Raw genomic sequence first — 22,125 nt, 5'->3', positions numbered from 1 at the left:
CGCCCAGGCGCTGCCCCCGAACGACAGGAGAACGCCATGCCGCGCGTGAAACGCGGCGTCGCCGCTCGCAAGCGACGCAACCGCATCCTCAAGGAAGCCAAGGGCTACTACGGCACCCGCCACGGTCTGCTGAAGACCGCGCGCGAGGCCGTCGAGAAGGGCTGGAAGTACGCCTACCGCGATCGCAAGCAGAAGAAGCGCCAGTTCCGCGGCCTGTGGATCGCGCGCATCAACGCCGCGGCCCGCGAGCACGGCACGTCCTACAGCCGACTGATCCACGGCCTGAAGCAGGCTGGCGTCGAGGTGGATCGCAAGATCCTGGCAGAGCTCGCGGTCTCCGACCCGAAGGCCTTTGGCGAGCTGGCGGCATTGGCGAAGTCCCAGGCGGCTTAGGCGCAACCGTGTCGGCGAGTGTCGACCTCGACGCGCTGCTCGCCGAGGCCCGCGACGCCGTGGCGAGCGCGGATACGGCCCAGGCCCTGACCGAGGTGCGAGCGCGCTTCCTCGGCCGCAAGGGCTCGGTCTCGGCGCTCTTGAAGAGCATCGGTGGGCTCGCGCCCGAAGAACGCGCGCGGGTCGGGGCCGAAGCGAACCAGGCGAAGCACACCATCGAAGACTGGGTCTCCGATCGGAAGCGCACGCTCGAGAGCGATGCCACCGCCCAGGCCCTCTCGGACCACCGCCTCGACGTGACCCTGCCGGGCGCCGGCCCGAGCGCCGGTGCGCTCCACCCGATCACCCAGGTGACCCGGGAGATGGTCGGTTTCTTCACCTCGCTCGGGTTCTCGCTGGAAGAGGGCCCCGAGGTCGAGACCGACTGGAACAACTTCGAGGCGCTCAACATCCCGCCGGACCACCCGGCGCGGGACATGCAGGACACCTTCTACCTCGAGAGTGGTCACGTCCTGCGCACCCACACTTCGAACGTGCAGATCCGCGCGATGACCGGGCGCACGCCGCCGTTCCGTTTCATCGCGACCGGGCGCGTGTATCGCCACGACCTCTCGCCGCGCCACAGCCCGATGTTCCACCAGATCGAGGGCTTCCTGGTCGACGACAAGGTCACCTTCGGCAACCTGAAGGGCGTGCTGCTCGCGTTCGGCCGACACCTCTTCGGAGACGGCGTCGACCTGCGCTTCCGCGCCAACAACTTCCCCTTCACCGAACCCTCGGCCGAGCTCGACTACTCCTGCCCCCTTTGCGGTGGCAAGGGGTGCAAGGTCTGCTCGTATACCGGTTGGATCGAGTGGGGCGGCTGCGGAATGATCCACCCGAAGGTGCTCGAGCGCTGCGAGATCGACTCGGAGCGCTACCAGGGCTTCGCCTTCGGCATGGGCATCGACCGCACGGCGATGCGCCGCTTCAACATTCCCCACCTGCGCCACCTCTTCGAGGGTGACCTGCGCGTGTTGGGTCAGCTGTGACGGCGGAGGCCCGATAGATGCGGCTGCCCCTGTCGTGGCTCTCCGAGTTCGTCGATCTGCCCGACGACAAGACGCTCGAAGACAAGCTCAATATGAGCGGCTTCGAGGATGCCTTCGTCGAGGACACCGGACCGGATCTCTCGGGCGTCGTCGTCGGGCGCGTGGAAGCGCGCGAGGCCCACCCGAACGCCGAGCGGCTCTCGGTGTGCTCGGTGGACGTCGGCGATGGCACCCTGCGCGCGATCGTGTGCGGCGCGCCGAACGTGGCCGCCGACCAGAAGGTGGCGGTGGCGCTGCCGGGCACGCGGCTGCCCGACGGGACGAAGATCAAGAAGTCGAAGCTCCGCGGTGTCGCGTCCGAGGGGATGATCTGCTCCGAGCGCGAGCTCGGTCTCGGGCAATCCCACGAGGGCATCTGGGTGCTGCCCGAAGCGGCCGAGATCGGGGCGCCGATCGCGAGCGCCGTCTCGACCGGCGAGCGCATCCTCGAAGTGGGGATCACCCCGAACCGGGGCGACACGGCGTCGCTGCTGGGCATCGCGCGCGAAGTGCGGGCGCTCTTCGGAGACGCGCTGACGCTGCCCCCGATCGATCCGCACGAAGACGGCGCGCCGGCTTCCGACGCGATCCAGCTGCGGATCGACGCGCCGAGCGGCTGCTTCCACTACGTCGCCAGGATCGTGCGGGGCGTGCGGGTCGGCCCGTCGCCGCCGGAACTCCAGGCGCGCCTCGAGGCGTCGGGGATTCGCGCGATCAACAACATCGTCGACGTCACGAACGCGGTCCTCCTCGAGTTCGGTCAACCGCTCCACGCCTTCGACCTCGCGAAGCTCGGGGGCGGCGAGGTCCGGGTGCGCGCCGCCGAAGCGGGCGAGACCCTCGAGACGCTCGATGGGCAGGAGCGCAAGCTCGACCCCCGCGACCTGGTGATCGCGGACGCCTCGCGACCCATCGCGCTGGCCGGCGTGATGGGCGGTGCCGCGACGGAAGTCGGGGAGGGCACCACCGATCTGTTGATCGAGAGCGCCCACTTCGACCCCGTGTCGGTGCGGCTTTCGGCGCGCCGCCACGGCATCCACAGTGAGGCGTCCTACCGCTTCGAGCGCGGCGTCGATCGCATGGGCGTGGCCCGCGCGGCCGACCGAGCCGCGCGCTGGATCCAGGAGCTGGCCGGCGGGACCGTCGCGCCCGGACGCGTCGAAGCCCAGGGCGATGCGGCGCCCTTCGTCGACGAAGTGACCCTGCGCGTGCCCCAGGCGAATCGCCTGCTGGGGCTCGACCTCGATCGCGACAGGATGGCGCGGCTCCTCCAGAGGGTGGAAGTGGAGCCCACGACGTCGGGCGACGACGCGCTGGTGTGCCGCATCCCGAGCCACCGCAACGATTTGCAGGTGCACCAGGACCTCACCGAAGAGGTCGCCCGGATGCACGGCTACGACCAGATCCCCACCACGATGCCCGTGGCCGAGCTGGCCGCCGCTCGCGTGCCGCCTACCCACCAGATCGCCGAGCACGCCCGCGACCAGCTGGCCGCCGCCGGCCTCGTCGAGGTGGCCAATTTCCCCTTCACCAATCCCGCCGACCTCGCGGCCCTGGCCGACGGCGACGACGACCCGCTGCTCCACGCCCTGCGGCTCGCGAACCCCATCCAGGAGCAGGACCCGCTGCTGCGGACCACGCTGCTGCCCTCGCTCCTCCGGCTGGTCCGCCAGAACGCCTCGCGCCAGGTCGCCCAGATCGGGCTCTTCGAGGTGGCGCGGGTTTTTCGCCCCAAAGCGGGCGCCGCGTCGGATGCAGGCGAGGCGGGGCTGCCTCAGGAGACGCTCTGGGCGGCGGGCGTCCTCACCGAGGACGTCCACCAGGGCCTCTGGAGCGGCGCCCCGGCGCCAGCCTTCTTCCAGGCCAAGGGAATCGCGGAAAAGGCTTTGTCTGGGCTGGGTTATGTGGCATCGTTGCGAGGCGAGGGGGGTCCTTCCTACCTGCATCCCGGAGCCTCGGCCGAGCTGCGTGTGGGCAAGAAATCGGTCGGGTGCGTCGGAGAGCTTCATCCGGCAGTGGCGGCTGCGTTCGAGATCGAAGAGCGCTGCGCGATATTCGAGCTGAACCTCAGCGCGCTACTGACCGTAAAGACAAGAGAATTTCAGTTTCGGGAGGTATCCAGGGAGCCTTCGGTGCAACGCGATCTCGCCGTGCTCGTCGATCGAGCGCAACCGGCGGGGGAGCTGCAGCAAGAGATCCGGAAGATCGGAGGTCCGGATCTCGTGTCCGTCACGATCTTCGATCGATACGAAGGTCGGGGCGTACCCGAAGGTCGCGTAAGTGTTGCTTTTCGCTTGGTCTTTCAGCGAGCCGACCGCACGCTGACCGACGCGGAGGTCACGCGCCACACCGATCGCATGGTGAAGGCGCTGGACCGCCGGTTCGGAGCCGAGTTGAGGTAGCGCCGAGTCCCGGAGCCAGGAGGGAAGGGCCGTGACGAAGGCCGACATCGTCGAACAGATCTACGAGCAGGTGGGCTTCTCGAAGAAGGAGTCGGCGGAGCTCGTGGAGAAGGTATTCGAGGCCATCAAAGAGACCTTGGCCGACGGGGAAAAGGTCAAGATCTCGGGCTTCGGCAACTTCGTCGTGCGCGACAAGAACTCGCGCAAGGGTCGCAACCCACAGACCGGACAAGAGATCCTGCTCGAGGCCCGCAAGGTCCTCACCTTCAAACCGAGCCTCGTTCTGAAGAACCTGCTGAACGAAGTCCCTGTAACCGAAGGGGGTTCGCCGGCGACCGACTCGGGTAGCGAAGGGGACGGTCCGGTCTAGCACCACGCTCCGGCGCAGGGTCGGAGATGGCTGGACACGCAGGGAACCCACCGGCCGACGGCGGCCAGCGAAGGTGGGAAAGCGCATCGCGTCGGGGGCGCAGGCGCTCTACTGTCGGGACGTCACCGACCGCCACGGTGTGTCGTGATCGTGACGATCGCGCGCGCCACCGCATTGAGAGGCTGAGGCGGTCGTCCATCGACCACGGGGGGTGCAGGATGGAAGAGACGAACGCGCGGGACGAGGTCGGCGGCGAAGAGCTCGACGAAGCGACGCCCGAGATTCCCGAGAAGCGCTACTACCGCATCGGCGAGGTCAGTCGCATCACCGGCGTGAAGCCGTACGTGTTGCGGTACTGGGAATCCGAGTTCCGTTGGATGGCGCCCCAGAAGTCGCGCTCGAAGCAGCGACTCTACCGGCGGCGCGACATCGACATGATCCTGCTCGTGAAGAAGCTGCTCTACGGCCAGCGCTACACGATCGCCGGGGCCCGCAAGAAGCTTCGCGAGATGGGCGTCGGCAATGCGCTCGAGAGCGGCGGGCTGCCCTTCGAGACGGACCACCGGGCGCGCTACCGGAAGATCCGCGAAGAGCTGGCTCAGATTCGGGCTTCGCTCTAGCCCTTCCAGCGGTTTCCCAAAATGCGACACAAGCAGCAGAGACGACGGTGGTTTCCGGGTCTCGCGTTGGCGGGGTGCGTCGTGATGACGACCCCCGTCGCAGCGCAGACCGAAGCCTGTGAACCCTGGCCGGGTGAGCCCCAGCCACTTCCGACCGTGGCCGACCCCGATTCGCTCCGGGCGACCTGGGCGAACCTGCGTACCCAGGAGCTGGCCCAGGTGGCGCGTCGCTTCGAAGAGAGCGACCCGATGCGCGCGCGCCAGCTCTGGCGGCGCCTGCTCTGTATGGACCCGTCGAACGACGCGGCCGTGGCCGGGCTGATGCGCACGCCGCCCGTGCGGGTGCATCGTCCGGCACTGAGCTGGGCACCGCTCGAGTTCGACCGGGCCGGCGATGCGTGGGCACTCGACGCGCCGCTCGGGGTCGAGATCGTGCGCGCCGGTGGCGCCTCTTCGCCGCGGCCAACGGCGAGCGCGCCGCGCCCGACCACGACGACGCGAGCGCCTTCGCCGCGGCCCGCACCGCCGCGTGCCGCACCGGCACCGACTCCGCAGCGCGCCACTCCGAAGCCGACGCCTCCGAAGCCCACACCCCAGAGACCGCCCGCACCGCGCGCGGCCGCGCCCAAGCCGAAGCCCGCGCCGACGCCGCCGAGCCCGCCGGCCGCCAGCGGCTCGACCGCCGAGGACGTCGCCGCCATTCGTAGCGATGTGCGCGGGGCACGCTTCCAGGCAGCGATCGACCGCGCCGTCAGTGTGCGCGAACAGCTGAGCGCGGACGGCGGCGCCAACGCGCGCAAGCTCCTGGCCGACACCGAAGTGCTGGTGGCCACCGCCGAGCTCGCGCTCGGGCGCCAGGGCGCGGCAGTGACGAGCCTGCGCCGGGCGCTCGCGGCCAATCCGAAGCTCGAGCTCGATCCGATCACGACACCGCGAAAAGTGGTGCGGGCGCTCGAACAGGCGCGCGAAGGAGCCACGCGATGAAGCGCCGCTCGAACGGGTCCGGCCTCGCGCTGCTCTCGTTGCTGGGGCTGGCCTGCGCCGCGCCGCCGCCGGCCGCACCGGCTCCGGTGCTCCTCGAAGTGGAAGTGCTGAGGGGCCTCTCCGTAGAGGAGTTGACGCCCACCCAGAGCGACGCGCCGGTCGTGGTCCTCTTCGATTCGACGCGGTCGATGGCGCGGCGGACGGGCGCGGGGGCCAGCCACTCGGTGGCCGCGCGCCGCTCCGTGCAGCGCTTCCTCGGCCAGCTCGACCCCGGCCCCGTCTGGCTCTACGCAATGGGCTCGGGCGCCGGCCCGGCCGACGCCTGCCAGCGCGTCTATCGCGGGGCGCGCGCCGCCAACGCCGCCGAGCGCGACGCCCTGATGAGCGAGATCAACGGGCTCTCGGCTCGCGGAGAGGCCTCGCTCACGGCCTCGCTGGACGGCCTGCGGGCCGACCTGACCGCCGCCAACCAGGCCTCGGGCGCCCGCGTGGTGGTGTTCGGCGACTTGGGCGACGAGTGCGGAGGCGACGTCTGCGCGGCGGCCCAGGCTCTGGTGGCCGCTGGGGCCCGCGTGGACTTCGTGGCCCTGGGCAGCACCGCCGAGCCCGCCTGTCTGAGCGAGCCGAAGGGGCTCGTGGACCTGGCCCCACCGCCGCCGGCGAAGACCAACGTCCACGTGCGCGTCGAAGCCCAGGAGCCCGAGCCGCGGGTGGTGGGCTGTAGTGAAGCCGGCGGTCTGCCGATCCAGGTCCCTCCGGGGAAAAACGCCGTTGTAGTGGACCTGGACCCGCCCCTGCGATTAGAGGCAAACTTTTCACCGGGGAAACGATACGTACTACAAGTGCTGGACTTTCCCTCCATGGACCCGCCCACACGGGACTGGCGCTGGTTGAACCAGCCGCCGGTCTCCGAGCCCCCACCGTGAGCACGGATCCCACCCCCTTCACCTACGAACCCTTTGGTCCCTCCGCGAACCCGGCGGCCTACGTGGCCCTGGCCGGGTGCGAACGCGCGCGTGCGGCCATGGAAGCGGCGATGGATGCGGGGCGGGTGGCGGCATTGGTGGGACCACCCGGTCACGGCAAGACGACGCTCTTGCGCATGGTGGGCGGACGCGAGCAGGAACGTGCGCGCATCGCCTACGTGCCGTTCTCGACGCTCACGCCCGAAGACCTCTGCGCGATCGTACTCAACGAACTCGGCGCGCAGCGCAACGGTGCGGCGCCGCGCGACGCCTTGTTGGCGCTGGCGGAAGAGATGGTGCCGCGGGGTGGCATCGTCCTGCTCATCGACGATGCCCAGGCGATGCCGATCGAAACCGCGCGTGCGTTGACCGGCCTGCTCGACGAAGCGCGTGGTGCGTTGCGCCTGGCGCTCACTGCCGTGGCCAGCCCCGAAGCCGAAGCGGTGTGTGCCGCCTTCGGTGAACGTATCGACGTGGTGCGCCTGGAGCAGGGCCTCACCGCGAGCGAAACCCAGACCTACGTCGAGACGCGTCTCGCGTATGCGGGCGCGCGTCCCGACCTGGTGGCGGCGTTCGACGACGAGACCATCGGCGAGCTGCACCAGGCCTCCCAAGGCGTTCCGCGCAAGTTGAACCAGGTGGCCGAAGCCCTGGTGCGCCGCGTGGCGCCGTCGGCGATGCCGAAGCTGCGCGACCTGACCGAGGGGCCGAACGCATTGCCGCGCCCGGCGACGCCCCCGCCGCCCGTGCAGATGGCGCGGCCCCCGGCTCCGACGGCACCCACCGAAGCCGAAGAGCTCGCGCGCGTTCCCGCACCGCCGGTGATCGTGCCCGTGCCGACGCCGGCCACGAGCAGTGACGCGAGCACCGCCGCTGCCGAACCGCACGCAGCCAACGGCAACGGTGCGCCGGCCGGCTGGCGCCCGCAGCAGCCCGCGGTGCCCGACGAAGTCGAGGCGCCGAACGAGCCGGTGGCTGCGCAGGAAGCCGCAGCGGCGCCCGCCCGTTCCGAGCCTGCCCAGCCCACGGCGCCCGTGTCCGTCGTCGTGACTGCGGCCCCGGAGCCGCAGCCCGAGCTCGAAGTCGATCCCGATCCCGATCCCGAGCCCGCACTCGAGGTGGACCCGGAGCCGGTGGCGCCGCAGGTCGAAGCCGAGGCGACGCCCGATCCGCCGCCGCGCACGTCGCGTCTGGTGTCGATCGCGCGTTCGCGCACCCGCGATCAAGACAACGCGGGCGATGCCACCGAAGAGCCGTCGATCCTGATCGACGACCCGACGCCGCCGGCACCCGAGACCGCACCGACGCCAACCAACGGCGCTGCGACGAACGGCAAGTGGGGCATTCCCGAAGACCACCCGCCGCCGATGCTCGCGGGTCGCGTGATCCCCGACCCGTTCCCGCCCGAGCTCCCGCGCCGACGCGTGCCGCGCGCGGGCGAGAAGCGCGCGCCGACGCCGGCTCCCGAGCCGCCGGTGGTCGAGGCGGCGGCTCCGGTGGCGCCGCCCGAACCGGAAGCGAACGAAGCGCCCGAGACCCCGCTCGCCGAGCTGCCCACGCCCGAAGCATCGGGGGCGTACCGTTACGCGAGACCGCGCGCGGCCGAGCCTGTCGAAGACTCGGCGCCGATCGCGATTCCCGTCGACGCGGCTGCTGCCGTCGAGCCCACGCCGGTCACCGACGCGCCCGACGTCGACGCGACTCTCGAGATCCCGGTGGACGATTCGCGCGAAGCCGCGGCCGTCGAAGCGCTGCGCGAGTTTGCCGAGACTGGGGCAGGGCGCCTGGTGCAGCAGCCCGACCTCACCGAGATCGTCGAGCCGTTCCCGCCGCTGCCCGGACAGGAGCGCGAGCGCGATCCGTTCGGTGGTCCCGTTGCCACGGCCTTCCACTGGCTGCGCTGGCCGGCCCTTGCCGTGGGCGTGTCGCTGGCGCTGGCGTGGATGACCACCAGCGAGCCGCCGACGCCGCTGCCCATGCCCGACCCGCCGACGCCGCGGGTCGCGGGCCCCGAACGCGCCGCGGCGCCGCTGCCCGGTGGCAGCTTCCGTCCGCCGCCGGCCACCGCGACGGTGGTGTCGGTGGCGATCAACGCGACGCCTTGGGCGATCATCGAGATCGACGGCCGCGAGCTCGGCGAGACGCCGCTCGCCGGCGTGCCCATCGAGATGGGGCCCCACAGCTTCCGCGCCCATATGCCCGACGGCTCGGTGCGGGAGCAGATGGTCTACATCAGCCCCGAGAACAACACGCTCGTCTTCGAGTAGGGCGCCCGAGCGGAAGCGAGGGACGCAGCGCCGCATCCCCCAGCCAGCGCGGGCCTTTTCCGCCGCCGCCCGCCCGCCGGGCGCTCGACAGGGCCCGGCGCAGCCGCTACCTCCTGTCTCGGTTCGGGCCGTAGCGCAGCCTGGTTAGCGCGCCTGACTGGGGGTCAGGAGGTCGGGAGTTCGAATCTCCCCGGCCCGACCAATTCGAAGCCCTTCTGCTTCGACTGCTCGTCTCGATAGACCCGTGATAGCGGCAGGTTGGAGCAGCTCTCAAGGGTCGAGGTACACGCGAACCTCATCTCGCCGCTCCCGCTCCTCGGCGACGGGTGGTTCGAGCGTGCCGGGGGGCGCGATGGCTTGAGCTGAGAGCGAGACGGCCTCCACACTGAGATTGGATGTACGCTCCACGCATGCGAATAGGGGTCGTCAGGGCACTCGTGGCTCTCCTGCTCGCGGTGGCACCGTCACACGCAGCCCTCATCAGCGTGGACGTGCTGGCGCCAGGCGATGGCCTGGGCACTCTTGAAGAAGAGTCGGGCTTGGTCTGGCTAGACCTCTCCGAGACCACCAACCTGTCCACCGACGCCGTGCTCGGCGGGGCCGGAGGTTGGATACCTGGAGGATGGCGCTACGCATCTGCCTCGGAAGTGTGTGGCCTCTTCGAACGCAACTTGGCCGTTCCCTCACCTTGTCCCGAGCCTGTGGGAATCCTGTTCTTTGAGCCGCTTCTGGACGAAGTCGACCAGTTCCTGGATCTGTTCGGGCTGACCAACGAACTGTTCGGCGAATACACCGCGGGCTACTTCCCGACCCCGGGGCCATCGGGCAAGACAGTCGGCCTCGCGCTCGTCGGTGATCGGGTGACTGCCCAACGGTACGTCCCGGAATCCAATGACCTAGGCATCTTTGCGGTCTCGGTTCGCCAGCGGTTTTCTGACGAAGCGCAACGCGATTTCGGGCACTTCCTCGTGCGCGCGGTCCCGGAACCTTCCACCGCGCTTCTCTTGGCTGCAGGACTGGGAGTTCTTGCGCTCCGGAAACTGCGGGGGCGCGCTGGCGCGTGAGCGATGGTGATAGCCGTCGCTCGTGCTTGGTGGCTGCCGTCGCCCTTTGCTGCGCGGCTTTGGCAGCCTGCGCCACGCACGCCACGTCATCCGGGCCGCGTGTCACAGTTCTGAAAGCCCTCCAGCTGGATGGGCCACCCGTCGTCCATCTAGCCTTCCACGTATACCCGTCGCTGTACGAGGGGCTGATTTCGGAGCTGTTTGAAGCGGCAGGTATCTCCGTGTCACGCGATCTGAGCGGCGCCAACGTCGCGGTCCAGGTCAGGTTCGGGAGATCGAGAGGCGAGAGCCCGTGTGGCCACACTCGACTGGTGACGATCGAGATCACCGATGTGCGGGAGCTGGTGGCCGTGGTTGACGCCCGTGGGCGCATCGCTTGGCCCGGGCGCTGTACTGACGAGGACATCTTGGCGCCGCTGGTCGAGAGGGCCGCGGAACTGATCCAGGCAAGGAGCCAGAACTAGGCAGTCGAGGAAGACAAGTGGCTCGGGTAGCACTCTTCGCATCTTGCGCGGTCGCACTCCTCTTCTTCCAGTGCTTTCCGTATCCCAATGTGGGCCTCACGGTCGGCTACTGGCGCTACCCGAACCGTGCCATCCGTGCGTTCGAGGCTTGCCAGAACGTCTACTCCGCAGAGATCGGGGGCGTCAATCACGATGTTGACCTGGAAGAGTTTGACATCTTGGTTGAGTTCGAGGGTAAGTCCGGTCGCCAGCGCGAGGTCGTTTCGTTCCGGCAGTACCCAACCGACGCTCAGATCGCTGAGTACGTCGCAACGATAGAGTGCCTGAGGTAGTGCCTCTGGCCCCGCAACGGAGCCCGACACACGGGCTGGCGTCGTTGCGCTTTGCGCTACTGAACGAGAGGCTCCAGCCCGGCCCGTGTCTGCCCGATCTAGGGCCTTATGGAGCAACCGCCCCATCCCAACCAATCGTCCGGCGGTGATGTCAGCGCGCCCAGATCCGTCACGATTGGTGTCGGTTTGGCGTGTGGCGCAGTTGGCGCGAGCTTCCTCTATCTGGCAGGAGTTGTCGTCTACGCCCTGGTCACTCGGCCCGGCCCCGCCCAGGGAGCGATCCCGGTCCTCTTGGTGCTTCTTGCCATTGGATTCCCGTTCGCCTACCTGGCCGTCCAGATGCTGTTCCCCCGGAGGCGCGACGACCCTGCGGCCATCACACCAACCACCTGGTACATCGTAGGCGGCGTATTCGCCCTTGGATCGCTCGCACTGTTCGTATTCGTCGTGATCAATTCGGCTTGGTTCGCGCTCCCGGTTACAGCTTTTCCTCTCTTGCTCGCCCGATGGGCATACTCTGCCGCCCGCGAACGCGAGCGTATGCGGGCCGCTGCGCAGGAACGGCTCAACCACTGACCCGCTGGAACCGCATGCCAGAATTTGCCGGAGGGTGTGAACAAGCATCAGTCCTCGCGCTGGCAGAAGCTGGCGGACGTACCGGGGCCTGTGTTCGAGGCGTACCTGGGAGGCGCGGGGCTGCCGACGCTCAACGGAGCGTTGCGGAATGCGGTTCAGGCGCCGTGAGGTCCAACGCCTGGTGGATCCTCGGAAGACATGTCCAGCCGTGCGTCGAGTGGGTCGAGGAGCTTCCAGCCATCCGTGTAAATGCGGTCCGTAACCTCGCGCAACTCGTCTGGGCTCGCGGATTCCGGAAAGCAGACGCCATGCGCGTTCGGGAACCCCGGGACCGCAATGTCGCGCCTGCTAGTTCCTTCGCGACACGGTACGCAGCCGGCGTGGACCGGGAAGGCGTGGTTCGGATGATCCACAGAATCGTAGGAGACGTGCTCGCACGGCGTGCACCCGCGCGCTACGGCGACCACCCGCACAGGCTCAGCCTCTGGCGCGCATGAGCAGACGAAGGCGGCCACTAGCGTAAGCTCAGCGCGGGGCATAGTCGCTGGCACCGCCGTCTAGCAACCTCGGTCGGCAGCTTTTGCATCGCCCTGTTAAGCGACGCCCTAACTGACGACCGACCACACAATCACGAGAACGCCGAAGACCATGACCAGGCAGTGCAATGCGAGATAGTAGCGAGCTACTGGTTCGAACTTGCCGCCAGCGGCTGCCGCGGCCTCGACGGTCTCAATCTGCTGCCGCGTGAATCGAGCGCGAGCGATGTGCTTGTTGATTGCCTTCTCCGTGGCGACGGTGGCGCTGTAGCCGATGCCTCCGAGTGCGACGACCAGAACACCGAGAGTCATGGCTACCACCGGTGAACTGTTGAGTTCTGGGTCCAGAAGCACCGCGACAAAGCCGCCGCCAATAGCCAGGATGTTGGGGCATTTCCTGGTGGTTGAGTTGCCCGAAACCGACGCAGCGTTGATGCTCGGATTCGGTGGTGGCGGTTGCTGGCGCTGCGGGAGGCGATTCGTGGGCAGGCGGCGTGGAACACTCCGGGGTCGCACGGGGTCTACACCTGTTGATGACCGACGCCGACGCCTATGACTCGCGCTGAGCTTGCACTAGTAGCCACACTCGTTTGCTCATGCTCGCCAGGGACTGAGCCTGTACGGATGGTCGCCGTCGAGCGCGGGTGCACGCCCTACGAGTACTTCTCCTACGATTTTGTGAAGGGCCAGGCTGGCTGCGTACCTTGTCCTGAAGGCAAGCGTAGGCGCGACCTTGTGATCCCTGGGCATTCGGAGGCAGGTGGGTTCTGCTTTCCGGCCATGAGCCCAGAGGAGCTGCGCGAGACGCGCGAGGGTCTGGACCGGATCTATCCCGACGGATGGAAGCTCCTCGATCCACTCGACCCACGGCTCGACATGTCTTCCGAGGATCCACTAGGCGTTGCAGCTGACCGGGAAGCCACGTCTCCTACGAGCAGCCCACCCCGTCCCTAGGTCGCTGAATCATGATCATCCGCAAGGCGCACCCACCGGGTGTACCCTCGGGGCATGTGGAACAAGGCCATCTGGGCAACGCTGGCCTACGTGGTCGTGGTCGTCCACGGGGCCCTGGCTTGGTGGGGACCAGGCAAGCTTCGGGACATGGAACCCAACGCCGTCGGTGACTTCCTGGCCGGCACCATGGCCCCCGTCGCCATCTTCTGGGTGATGCTGACCTTCTGGCAGCAGCAGAAGGAGCTGCGGCAGAACACGGAGGCGTTGAGGCTCCAGGCGGACGAGTTGAAGGCTCAGGTGGAGGCCACAACTCGGCTAGTGGATTTGGATAGTGCCAGGCTTGCAAGGGAGATCGGACAAGACCGCGCAGTGTTTGAGGTCGTACCCGGGAGTGAGAACCTCGGGTTCAACGGCATCGTGGAGGTACAGCTTGTCAACAAGGGCGGTCGTGCGCTCAACCCCGAATGTGAGCGTCGGGTATTCGAGCTTCCCGAGTCTCCCGTCATTGAATCTGGCAAGACCATCAAGGTCAGAATTATGGCTGGACGTCCGGCCGCGCTTGGGTTCACAGACGCGATGGGAGCACGGTGGAGGGTCCAAGTGGTAGCCACCCAGCGTGGAGAGGTATCAGTGTCGGCGCCAGTGAGGCTCTCGGAGACGCTCTGATTGATCCAGCCCCGACTGAGACTCGGGATATGAACTTGGGAACGAGCGCCGTTTTTCGGGGCGACCTTCCAACACAAGGCCCCCGGGTCAGCTGACAGGCTGTCGGGAGTTCGAATCTCCCCGGCCCGACCAATTCGAAGCAGAATCGCTTCTCGCGCAAGCTCGCGATGGAACCAGCCCCTCGTTTCGTCCTGCAGCGGAGACGTTGCCCCGGGAACGCGCCTCCCGGTTCCGCTACGGCGTGCATCCGCTTGTGCCCGCGCAAGCCAGGCCGGACGGACCCGGCTCCTGGTCGGCGTCTTGGAGCTCCGCGATGAACGGCGCGATGTCGCCTCCGGACACGAGGCCGTCGCAGTTGTGGTCCGCCGCTATCTCGTTGTTTCCGATCGCGGTGATGAACGGCCCCAAATCACCACCGGTCTCCAGGAAATCCCCGTTGAAATCAGCGTCGCACGCGTTCCCGTAGCCGTCTCCGTCCGAGTCGCAGTCATCCGGGGCAGCGTTCGGCGTGAGGGCGCAGTTGTCGGCTAGGTCGACCATCCCGTCCCCATCCGTGTCGAGCGACTGCAGTGTGGTCACTGCCAACGACGCCGTGCTCCGCACTGATTCGTCGGCGTCCGTGGACGCCGACACCTGAAGCGCCGGAACTGCGCCCATTGCGTACCAGCCCAGCTTCACCAACGCCGACACCGCGCGACCTCTGACAGAAGCGTCTGCATCGGCGAGGGCGTCGATCAGTGCGTCCACCACGCCACCATCGGGGATTCGGAGCTCGCCGAGCGAATACGCGGCCCTCGATCTCACTCGACTGTCGGGCGCCGAAGCAAGCGCGACCACCAGTGCACCCACCTCTGCGATCGTTGCACTCTGTCGTCGCCCGAGTGCCAGGACCGCGACTTCCGCAAGCTTCGGGGCCTCGTTGGACGACAATCCGACGAGCGCAGCCGACAGTGTGGCTGGCGTTCCGTCAGGAAGCAGGGACAGCGTCTCGATGGCCGCAACCGATACTCTCTCGCTGGAATCCGACGCGAGCTGGATGAGCGTCGCTTGATTCTGGGCGGCGACAGCCTGGTTGGATTCGGACATGATCGCGCCACCCAGTATCAACATCGTCACGTCGTATCGGGTCTGCTCGACTGAGCTGGAGGCAAGGGGGACAAGCAGCGGGACGATCTGCGCGTACTCCGCTGCCAGACGGCCAAAGAGCGTATTCCCCGACGGCAGTCTGACCGCGTCATCGGTGCTCTGGATATCCAGGACAAGGGACTCGAGCGATTGGCCGAGAGAGGCACTCGGACTCGTGAGAATCGCGAAACCTGCCAGTAGCATCGCGGCACGCTTCATACTCATGGTTCGCCCTCCATTCTTGCGGACTCAGAGGTTCCCCGACGTCGTGATGACTCTCTTGCTGAAGGGGTTGCAAAGCTCGACGACGCCAAAATCGCTCGCTTGGATCTCGAGAACTGGAGTTCCATTCACGTAGAGCTCGTGCGACGGAAAGGCGTCGACGATGGCGGCGAGATCCCACGCCCCGGAGCTATCGATCGCGAGATAGATGTCCCAGTCAATGGCGCAGGCCACTGACACGAGCGGATTGTCCGCAGAGCCTTGAAACACCACGGCGACGCGATCTGGCTCGATCCGCGAAGGCGAGATGGCCTCTTTGACCTCGTACGTGTCTCTCTCGTGCAGCAGGTAGCAGTCGTTCAAGGTGGCGTCTTCATCGCTCGCATTGATCACGCCGTCTGCGTATGCGGGCGGAGCGAAGGTCTTGGTAGCGCCAGCGAAGATCTTCTCACTGCCTGCCACTACTCCAGTCGCGTTCACCGGCGAATTCGCCATCTCGGACACCCACTCGTCCGGGACCAAGCTCACCAACGCGGTGAGCCGCGCCGGCGCTGCGGGGTCGGGGTCGAATCCTCGACTATCTCCACCGAAGCGCAGCAGCGTCGGGATCGGAATATCTGGTTCGGGGAAGCAGAACCCGCCCGGAACGGGCCCCGGAGAAGGAATGCTGTCTGTCGGGATGAAGCTCGCGTACTTGATATCGAAGATCTCCGTGAGTGCGATCGCACTGCCCACGGAGTCGACTTCCGTGTGGTGAGACGGGCTCAATCCAGGGTGAGGAAAGCAAGAGACGTTGCTTGGATCGGAAGGGAGCGGATTCGCAAAAACCTGTCCCGTCCAAGTTCGCCCAAGCTTGACCATGCAGGCCTCGCCCGGAGACGGATCGGATGCGGAGAAACTCATCTGCAGCTCGGGCGAGCCATCAGGGAAGGGCGCCTGCGGCGGAAAGAACAGGTGGGGGAGGTCATACGAGACTCCGAAGGCGCCTCGGTAGTCGCATGCCGGACAATTCCCCTCCGGGTCCGGCCAGGCCGCGTAGGTGAGATTTGCTCCTGCTGGGTGGCCCGGGAGGAACGCATTCCACTCAACGATGTCTATCCAGCTCGTAGAAGTCGGGTGCGTTCCGCCCTCTTGAAGATTCTCGAGCTGAAGTGGCGCCAGGCAACTCGCCGTGTACTCGATCTCGTGGGTAGCCCCGCAAATACCTGGCCACTGGACGTCTTGATCGATCCAGACATCGAGTTGACCGCCTTGAAGGGTGTCAGCATCCAGAACGTAGACAGTCTCGGTCGCGGAACAGTCGGTGATCGCCTCACCCGCTGAGGAAGGTGTCGGGCAAAGATTGGTCTGAGGCACTGCAGAGGCCGTGGGCGCGCCGAGAACCGGGACGAAGAGCAGAGCCAAGGGGGTGGCTTGTGATCGCAAGTTCATCGTTCGCTCCTTGCGGCACGCCAGGTCTACCGCGCACTCAAATACGGAGGCGTCCCGGAACCGCTTTTGCGGCTCAGTCTGAATCTGAACCGACAGCTGGGGATTTCGACCCAACAACGATAGGTCTGGGGGGCTGTTCTCGTCTAAAGCCGTTGCACCGCGGCGAAAGATAACGGATGTCGTCGAAGCGGGATCGGGGATTCGTGTTCGAGAAGACTGCGCAGCAACCCGCCCGCGTCAACGATGCTTGCGGTAATCGGTCCGTGGATGAAGTGAGCCGCGGTCTGCCGCGTCCCCACGCCTCTGGTCCGTTGCGAACGGTTGCGAGTGATCTCTGTCGCAATTCGACACACCGAATCGCTGCGTCAAAGGCGACAACGATGCGTGTGATTGCAGTCACCGCGCGACGCGTGTCCGGCGTTGTTTGCTGGGCGCGATTCGGGCGGGTTCCACGACAACGCACTCAACGGCCTTTGGCTGGAGGGACAGATGTCGACCTCTCGAACACTCCTCGTTCTCTCGATCGTTCCGGTTTTCTCGATCGTCTTGATCTTCGCGTGGCAAGCCAACGCCACGCCCACCTGGTGGTGGTTCGACGGACCCACCGACGAGCTCTGGAGCACCAGTGACAACTGGAGGGACGACAACCATGCCCAAGGGGTTCCTCCTCAGACCGATGACGTCTACATCACCACGAGTGATCACGACGCGCTGAATCCGGATGTCACGACTGGCTTCGATCCGACGGCGTTGATCGATTCGTCGGTGAGCGCCGTGCACTACCGGCTCTACGTCGGCGGTTGGCTCGACACCTTCGACACGATTCCCGCGGCCGATCCGCACGGAGACCCCGACGGGCGCTATGGCGTCCTGAACATGACCGGCGGGACGCTCACCGGGTACGACGCCGGCTCGTGCTCGAATCTCCCCTATATCCGAGTCGGGACGCGCGGTGCGCGCGGCACGGTCAACCAGTCCGGCGGCACGGTCACGAACTGCACCAGCATCACGCTCGGCTACGCGGGCGAGGCCACGCTCGGGAAGTACAACCTCAGCGCTGGGACCATCAACGCGCTCGGGATCACCGTGGGCGGGCAGGGCACGGGCATCTTCGACATGTCCGGCGGCACGGTGGATTCGACTGGGTCCTCGCCTGGGTACACCTCCGCAGGCCGCGGGCTCACCGACGACGGTCAGTACAACCCGGGTTTCGGCGCGATCCTGCAGTCGGGCGGGACCTTCAAGGCCGAGAACATGGACCTCGCGCGCGGAACCGGCTCCTTCGGGATGCTCACCGTCCGAGGCGATGCCGTGTTCGAGGCCCTCGAGGATACGAGCGACACCTCGAACTTCGAAGGCGCGGTGAAGATCGGCACCTACGGCGTCGGCGCTGCGCTCCAGTCCGGTGGCGATGTCGACATCAAGAGCCTGAACGTCGGGTTCCGACCCGGCAGCTACGGGGTCTTCACGATCACGGGCGGCAACCTCGACATCGGAGACGATCTGAAGGTCGGCTCCTACAAGAGCCGCGGCAGCCTCGTGATCGGTGGCGGAACCGTCGATGTGGGGGATGACCTCATCATCGAGGACGAGTCGCGACTGACGTTCATCGTGAACGACACGACGCCCATGATCACGCCGATCGTCGTGACCGACGCCGTGGTGATTCGCCTCGACGTCGTGATCGACATCGACCTCGCCAACGGGGTCCAGACCGGCGTGGTGTTGGGAGACCCGGTCCGACCGACCTGCGATCAGGTACTGACGCTGATCGAAGCCGACCAGCTGATCATCTCCGGGAACCTCCAGAACCACCTGGAGCCCGAAGCTGGCAGCTGGGGCGCGACGTCGACGCATGCCGAATGGGTCCCGGACGATGCAGACGAATGGGAACTCGCGATCGACACCTCGGGAGCTACCGAGAAGCTGACCGCGAAGTACGTCTCTTCGAGCGTCTGCCCGTAGAGCGCCCGCGATCCCGAAGAGCCCCCGAGAGCACATGCTCCCGGGGGCTCGTTCTGGGCAGGGTCAGGCGGCGTAGGCCTCGCAGGCCTCGACGCAGGCGAGGCATGCGTCCAGGCACGCCTTGCAGGCGGCATGCTTCTCCGCGTGCGGCTCGCACTCGGCCGCGCAGTCCTTGCAGAAGCCCGCGCACACGGCGGCCAGCTCCTGCGCGCGCTCGCTGGGCTTCGCCTCACTGGCCGCCACGTCGTGCATGGCCCCGGTGATGGCCTGCATGCGGAGCACACTCTCCATGCAAGCGGCGAGCGACTTGTCGCCCGCCCCGAGGCTCGCGATGCAGTGCCGCACGCAGTCCGCTGCGGCCTCCTGGCAGGCGAGCGTCGACTCGCGGAGCGCGTCCACGCGCGGGTCGGCGGTCATGGCCGCACCGTGGTCGTGGGCATGCATGTCGGCCAGCGATGCCTTCGCCATGGCCATGGCGGCGACGCTCGTGGTCGCCCCGATCAGAAAGTCTCTTCGTTCCATGGAATCGTTCCTCTCGGAAACCGGCGCGCACGGCCCGCCTCGGGGCGTGCGCATCTGCCGGTTCGTGGTTGATGGGATCCAGCTCGCGGGCGGTTGAGCCCGCGAAAGGTCGGATCAACCCAGCAGAACGATCGTGTGCTCGAAGAACCCTGGATAGGGCGGGGGCGCCCACACGCCGGTCGGGCGCGGCTCGCTGCGGCTGGGCCGCACGTCGGGCAGCGCCGCGAGAGCTATTGGGGCCGACGGCAGTGCGCCGAGCGCGATCGAGACGACGCTGCCCTCGAAGCCGCAGCTCGGGCATTCGCAGTCGATGGCGAGGGGGGCATCGGCCTCGCTCGGCGCGGCATCGGCGGGCGCGCCGTGGCACGACGCCATCGCCGGCTCGGCCGCTGCGGTCGCGGCTTCCCCGACGCTGCCGGTGAGATCCCAGACGCTGCCGTGGTGCGGGCAGTCGGCACCCAGCAGTACCGCTGCGCCGATCAGCAGGACGCGGGCTCTCGTCCCGAAACGCCGTCTTCGCCGACTCACGTTGGCAGGGTAGCCGATGAGGTTCCCCGAGGCCGACGAGTCGTTTCTGGCACCTGGGAGCGAGCGCACGGGGCGGGCGCGCGGGACTTGCCGGCGGGTTGCCGGGCCTGATGCAACGGGCGGCTATGGTTTCGGCGTGCCCAACGTGGTCGAGATCTCGAGCGGTAAGCTGCAGGGGGAATCCCTTTCTGGGGCGACGGTGTTCCGTGGGGTTCCCTACGCGGCGCCGCCCACCGGCAAGCTCCGCTTCCGCGCTCCCGAGCCGGCGGCGCCTTGGGCGGGCGTGCGCGAGGCGGTGCGGTTCGGGCACGCGGCCCCCCAGTCGGCCGCCCAGGTGGTGCTGGTGCGCCGGATGATCGGGGTGCCTGAGGATCGCCAGTCCCAGGATTGCCTGACACTCAACGTCTGGACCCCGGCGCCGGACAGCGGTCGCCGCCCGGTGCTGGTCTGGATCCACGGCGGCGCCTTCACGATGGGAGCCGGTTCGGGCGGGCTCTACGACGGCCGACGGCTCGCGAAACGCGGTGACGTCGTGGTGGTCACCATCAACTACCGGCTCGGCGTTCTGGGTTTCTTGAATCATCCCGAGCTGCGCGCGCTCGGCTTCGAATCCAATCTCGGCCTACGCGACCAGATCCGGGCGCTCGAATGGGTGCGCGAGAACATCGCGGGCTTCGGCGGCGATCCCGACAACGTCACGATCTTCGGTGAGTCGGCGGGAGGCATGAGCGTCGGGACGCTGCTGGCCACGCCCCGGGCGAACGGCCTCTTCCACCGCGCCGTGCTCCAGAGCGGAGCCCTCCACAACGTGTCGACCGAGGCGCAGTCCTCGCGGGTGGCCGAGTCGCTGCTCGACACCCTTGGAGTCGACCCCACCGATCCCGGCGCACTGCGCGAGGTGCCCGTGTCGCGGCTGGTCCGTCAGCAGCGGGAGGCCATGCTGCGCCAAGCGGTCACGCTCTTGCCCTGGCAGCCGAGCGTCGACGGCGAACTCCTTCCGAAGACGGCACTCGCGGCGCTCGAAGCCGGCGAGGTGGCGCGGGTTCCCACGCTGGTCGGCAGCAACCGCGACGAGTGGCGGCTCTTCATGCTGGCGGATCGCGCGGGCCGCAACCTCGACGACGACGGCCTGGTGCGGCGCCTCCAGCGGCAGCTGGGCAGCGTCGAAGATGCGCAGGGCGCCATCGAGTTCTACCGCGGCCTGGGACACGGCCCCGAGGCCGGACGCGTCTGGGAGCGCACGCAGGGCGATCGCGTGTTCCACCATCCGGCCCAGCGCGCCGCCGATGGTCTCGCCGAGCTCGGCGTGCCCGTGTGGCGCTATCTCTTTTCGTGGCGGCCGCCCGTCGTCGGGCGCTTCATGGGGGCGTGCCACGGCCTCGAGCTTCCGTTCGTCTTCGGAACGCTCCGGGCGCGCACCTTGCGGGGCACCCTGGGCGTGACGCGCGGCGCCCGAAGTCTGTCGAGCCGGATGCAGGAGGCCTGGATCGCGTTCGCTCGCAGCGGGAACCCGGGGCACGCGCGGCTCCCGGAATGGTCGGCCTACGACACCGGGAAGCGCCGCACCATCGAATTCAACGCCGAATCCCGGATCGTGTCCGCTCCCTTCTCTGCGGAGTCGGGCTTCTGGATGCCGCGCCTGGGCTGAGCGTTCGGTTCGGGAGCCGCGCGTTCCCTGCGCGCGCCGACTAACGCGGAACCGTCTGGGCGCGTTCGGCACCCTCGAAGTCACGAGCGAAGCGGCCTTCGCCCCAGCGGGTGTCGAAGTGGCTGTGGCCCTGGCGCACGATCTCGACGTTGACGTTGGTATCGCCGACGTAGACGTAGGCGAGCACGCGCCCGTGGCCGCCGCGGGCGGGTTCGCCCGGGCGTTCGTAGACGAGGTGGACGTCCTGGCCGCGCAGCATCGAGCGCAGGGCGCTGCGGGCTTCGGCATAGCCGGGCTCTTCACGCTCGGGGGTGTCGATGCGCAGCATCCGGATGCGCTCGCGTTTCTGGCCCGGGCACTGGACGTCGATCGTGTCGCCGTCGATCACCTGCTTCACCTGGCAGGGGCCCACGGCGTCGCTCGGGACGGTCGCTTCGCCGGGAAGCAGGCCGGGTTGCTCGGCGGTCCAGCGCCCGGAAACGATTCCGAGTACGAGTGCCACGAACACGAACCAGGGCCAACGGCGAGAGGGGGCGGCGCGCACGCGCGGAGTGTGGCGCAGATTCGGGGCCGATGATCGGCGCGATTGTTGGTGTTTGCCCCCGCCCTGGCTGGGCAATCGGGCTTGCGCCTTGCTCAGGTGCCAAACGCAGTTCTAGCATTCGCGCCAATGCCGAACCGTCTTCCGCTCCTGGCGATCCAGGCCGTGCTCCTCGCCTCGTTACAAGCGGGCGCGGCGAGCCTCACGATCTACTCGAGCGCATCGATCGTGTCTCCCGGCGAGACGTTCACGATTACCGTCGAAGGGGTGATCGAGGCCGGGGACATTGTCGGGTCCGCAGCGAAGGCAAGCTTCAGCTACGACGAGACGTTGTTCCACGCGCTCGGAACCACGGGGCCCAGCACCCAAATCGATTTTCTGATCAGGAAGAAGCTTGATCTTCACCAAGGCAGATAGGCTAACGCCGCCTTGGTGATAGGCACCGCCCGTGGTCGCCGTCGATATGAAGAAATCTTTTCT

Annotated in this window: 22 protein-coding genes and 1 tRNA gene; 17 read left to right on the top strand and 6 right to left on the bottom strand. The window is 67.6% G+C overall.

The features are described from left to right. Positions 1–36 precede the first annotated feature (36 nt). The 13 genes from rplT (at position 37) to AAF430_12335 (ending at position 11,507) form a co-directional block, all read left to right on the top strand. Complete coding sequence (gene rplT, locus AAF430_12395) at positions 37–393, top strand: 50S ribosomal protein L20 (protein ID MEM7411028.1); 357 nt, start codon at positions 37–39, stop codon at positions 391–393. A gap of 8 nt (positions 394–401) precedes the next feature. Continuing rightward, positions 402–1,424 carry a phenylalanine--tRNA ligase subunit alpha gene (pheS, locus tag AAF430_12390; GenBank protein MEM7411027.1) on the top strand — a complete coding sequence of 341 codons (1,023 nt, stop codon included), beginning with the start codon at positions 402–404 and terminating at the stop codon, positions 1,422–1,424. 17 nt (positions 1,425–1,441) lie between these two features. After that, a complete protein-coding gene (gene pheT, locus AAF430_12385; GenBank protein ID MEM7411026.1) occupies positions 1,442–3,865 on the top strand; it encodes a phenylalanine--tRNA ligase subunit beta in 2,424 nt (807 codons plus the stop codon). 31 nt (positions 3,866–3,896) lie between these two features. Continuing rightward, the gene (locus AAF430_12380; GenBank protein MEM7411025.1) at positions 3,897–4,235 is read left to right on the top strand and encodes an integration host factor subunit alpha; all 339 of its coding nucleotides are present in this window, start codon (positions 3,897–3,899) and stop codon (positions 4,233–4,235) included. Positions 4,236–4,453: 218 nt separating this feature from the next. Beyond that, positions 4,454–4,855, top strand: a complete 402-nt coding sequence (locus AAF430_12375; GenBank protein ID MEM7411024.1) for a MerR family transcriptional regulator — start codon at positions 4,454–4,456, stop codon at positions 4,853–4,855. Between the two features lie 84 nt (positions 4,856–4,939). Beyond that, positions 4,940–5,839, top strand: a complete 900-nt coding sequence (locus AAF430_12370) for a hypothetical protein (GenBank protein ID MEM7411023.1) — start codon at positions 4,940–4,942, stop codon at positions 5,837–5,839. Further along, positions 5,836–6,765, top strand: coding sequence for a hypothetical protein (locus AAF430_12365; GenBank protein MEM7411022.1), 930 nt, complete (start codon positions 5,836–5,838; stop codon positions 6,763–6,765). Before AAF430_12370 ends, AAF430_12365 begins: the two co-directional genes overlap by 4 nt. Then, positions 6,762–9,071 carry an AAA family ATPase gene (locus AAF430_12360; GenBank protein MEM7411021.1) on the top strand — a complete coding sequence of 770 codons (2,310 nt, stop codon included), beginning with the start codon at positions 6,762–6,764 and terminating at the stop codon, positions 9,069–9,071. Before AAF430_12365 ends, AAF430_12360 begins: the two co-directional genes overlap by 4 nt. 124 nt (positions 9,072–9,195) lie before the next feature. Continuing rightward, positions 9,196–9,273, top strand: a tRNA-Pro gene (locus tag AAF430_12355). Between the two features lie 235 nt (positions 9,274–9,508). Beyond that, positions 9,509–10,135: a PEP-CTERM sorting domain-containing protein gene (locus AAF430_12350; GenBank protein MEM7411020.1), complete on the top strand. Its 627-nt coding sequence runs from the start codon at positions 9,509–9,511 to the stop codon at positions 10,133–10,135. Between the two features lie 311 nt (positions 10,136–10,446). Further along, the gene (locus AAF430_12345) at positions 10,447–10,599 is read left to right on the top strand and encodes a hypothetical protein (protein MEM7411019.1); all 153 of its coding nucleotides are present in this window, start codon (positions 10,447–10,449) and stop codon (positions 10,597–10,599) included. An 89-nt stretch (positions 10,600–10,688) separates the two neighbouring features. Beyond that, positions 10,689–10,931 (top strand): hypothetical protein, encoded by a 243-nt coding sequence (locus tag AAF430_12340; protein ID MEM7411018.1) that lies wholly within the window; start codon positions 10,689–10,691, stop codon positions 10,929–10,931. Between the two features lie 108 nt (positions 10,932–11,039). Continuing rightward, on the top strand, positions 11,040–11,507 hold the full coding sequence (locus tag AAF430_12335; protein ID MEM7411017.1) for a hypothetical protein: 468 nt from the start codon (positions 11,040–11,042) through the stop codon (positions 11,505–11,507). Between the two features lie 605 nt (positions 11,508–12,112). On the opposite strand, the gene AAF430_12330 is transcribed toward AAF430_12335, so the two are convergent. Then, entirely contained in the window at positions 12,113–12,559 is a 447-nt protein-coding gene (locus AAF430_12330) for a hypothetical protein (GenBank protein MEM7411016.1), read from the bottom strand. A gap of 492 nt (positions 12,560–13,051) precedes the next feature. On the opposite strand from AAF430_12330, the gene AAF430_12325 reads away from it, so the two are divergent. Next, complete coding sequence (locus AAF430_12325; protein ID MEM7411015.1) at positions 13,052–13,663, top strand: hypothetical protein; 612 nt, start codon at positions 13,052–13,054, stop codon at positions 13,661–13,663. 234 nt (positions 13,664–13,897) lie between these two features. Here the strand turns inward: AAF430_12325 and AAF430_12320 are convergent, their stop codons facing one another. Both AAF430_12320 and AAF430_12315 read right to left on the bottom strand, forming a co-directional pair. Next, complete coding sequence (locus AAF430_12320; protein MEM7411014.1) at positions 13,898–15,007, bottom strand: HEAT repeat domain-containing protein; 1,110 nt, start codon at positions 15,005–15,007, stop codon at positions 13,898–13,900. Between the two features lie 30 nt (positions 15,008–15,037). Further along, a complete protein-coding gene (locus AAF430_12315) occupies positions 15,038–16,441 on the bottom strand; it encodes a hypothetical protein (GenBank protein ID MEM7411013.1) in 1,404 nt (467 codons plus the stop codon). A gap of 489 nt (positions 16,442–16,930) precedes the next feature. On the opposite strand from AAF430_12315, the gene AAF430_12310 reads away from it, so the two are divergent. Beyond that, on the top strand, positions 16,931–18,406 hold the full coding sequence (locus tag AAF430_12310) for a hypothetical protein (GenBank protein MEM7411012.1): 1,476 nt from the start codon (positions 16,931–16,933) through the stop codon (positions 18,404–18,406). A gap of 63 nt (positions 18,407–18,469) precedes the next feature. Here the strand turns inward: AAF430_12310 and AAF430_12305 are convergent, their stop codons facing one another. Continuing rightward, positions 18,470–18,928, bottom strand: a complete 459-nt coding sequence (locus tag AAF430_12305; GenBank protein ID MEM7411011.1) for a Csp1 family four helix bundle copper storage protein — start codon at positions 18,926–18,928, stop codon at positions 18,470–18,472. Positions 18,929–19,042: 114 nt separating this feature from the next. After that, on the bottom strand, positions 19,043–19,456 hold the full coding sequence (locus AAF430_12300) for a hypothetical protein (GenBank protein ID MEM7411010.1): 414 nt from the start codon (positions 19,454–19,456) through the stop codon (positions 19,043–19,045). Between the two features lie 136 nt (positions 19,457–19,592). On the opposite strand from AAF430_12300, the gene AAF430_12295 reads away from it, so the two are divergent. Then, a complete protein-coding gene (locus tag AAF430_12295; GenBank protein MEM7411009.1) occupies positions 19,593–21,104 on the top strand; it encodes a carboxylesterase family protein in 1,512 nt (503 codons plus the stop codon). 40 nt (positions 21,105–21,144) lie between these two features. Here the strand turns inward: AAF430_12295 and AAF430_12290 are convergent, their stop codons facing one another. Next, positions 21,145–21,648 carry a thermonuclease family protein gene (locus AAF430_12290; protein ID MEM7411008.1) on the bottom strand — a complete coding sequence of 168 codons (504 nt, stop codon included), beginning with the start codon at positions 21,646–21,648 and terminating at the stop codon, positions 21,145–21,147. Positions 21,649–21,774: 126 nt separating this feature from the next. Between AAF430_12290 and AAF430_12285 the strand changes: the two genes are divergently transcribed. Beyond that, a complete protein-coding gene (locus AAF430_12285; GenBank protein MEM7411007.1) occupies positions 21,775–22,062 on the top strand; it encodes a hypothetical protein in 288 nt (95 codons plus the stop codon). Positions 22,063–22,125: the final 63 nt, after the last annotated feature.

It is taken from the genome of Myxococcota bacterium (genome assembly GCA_039030075.1).
Classification (GTDB): Bacteria; Myxococcota_A; UBA9160; order UBA9160; family SMWR01; genus JAHEJV01.
The sequence above is the reverse complement of the archived record's forward strand: the minus strand, read 5'-3'. Positions and strand labels throughout refer to the sequence as shown.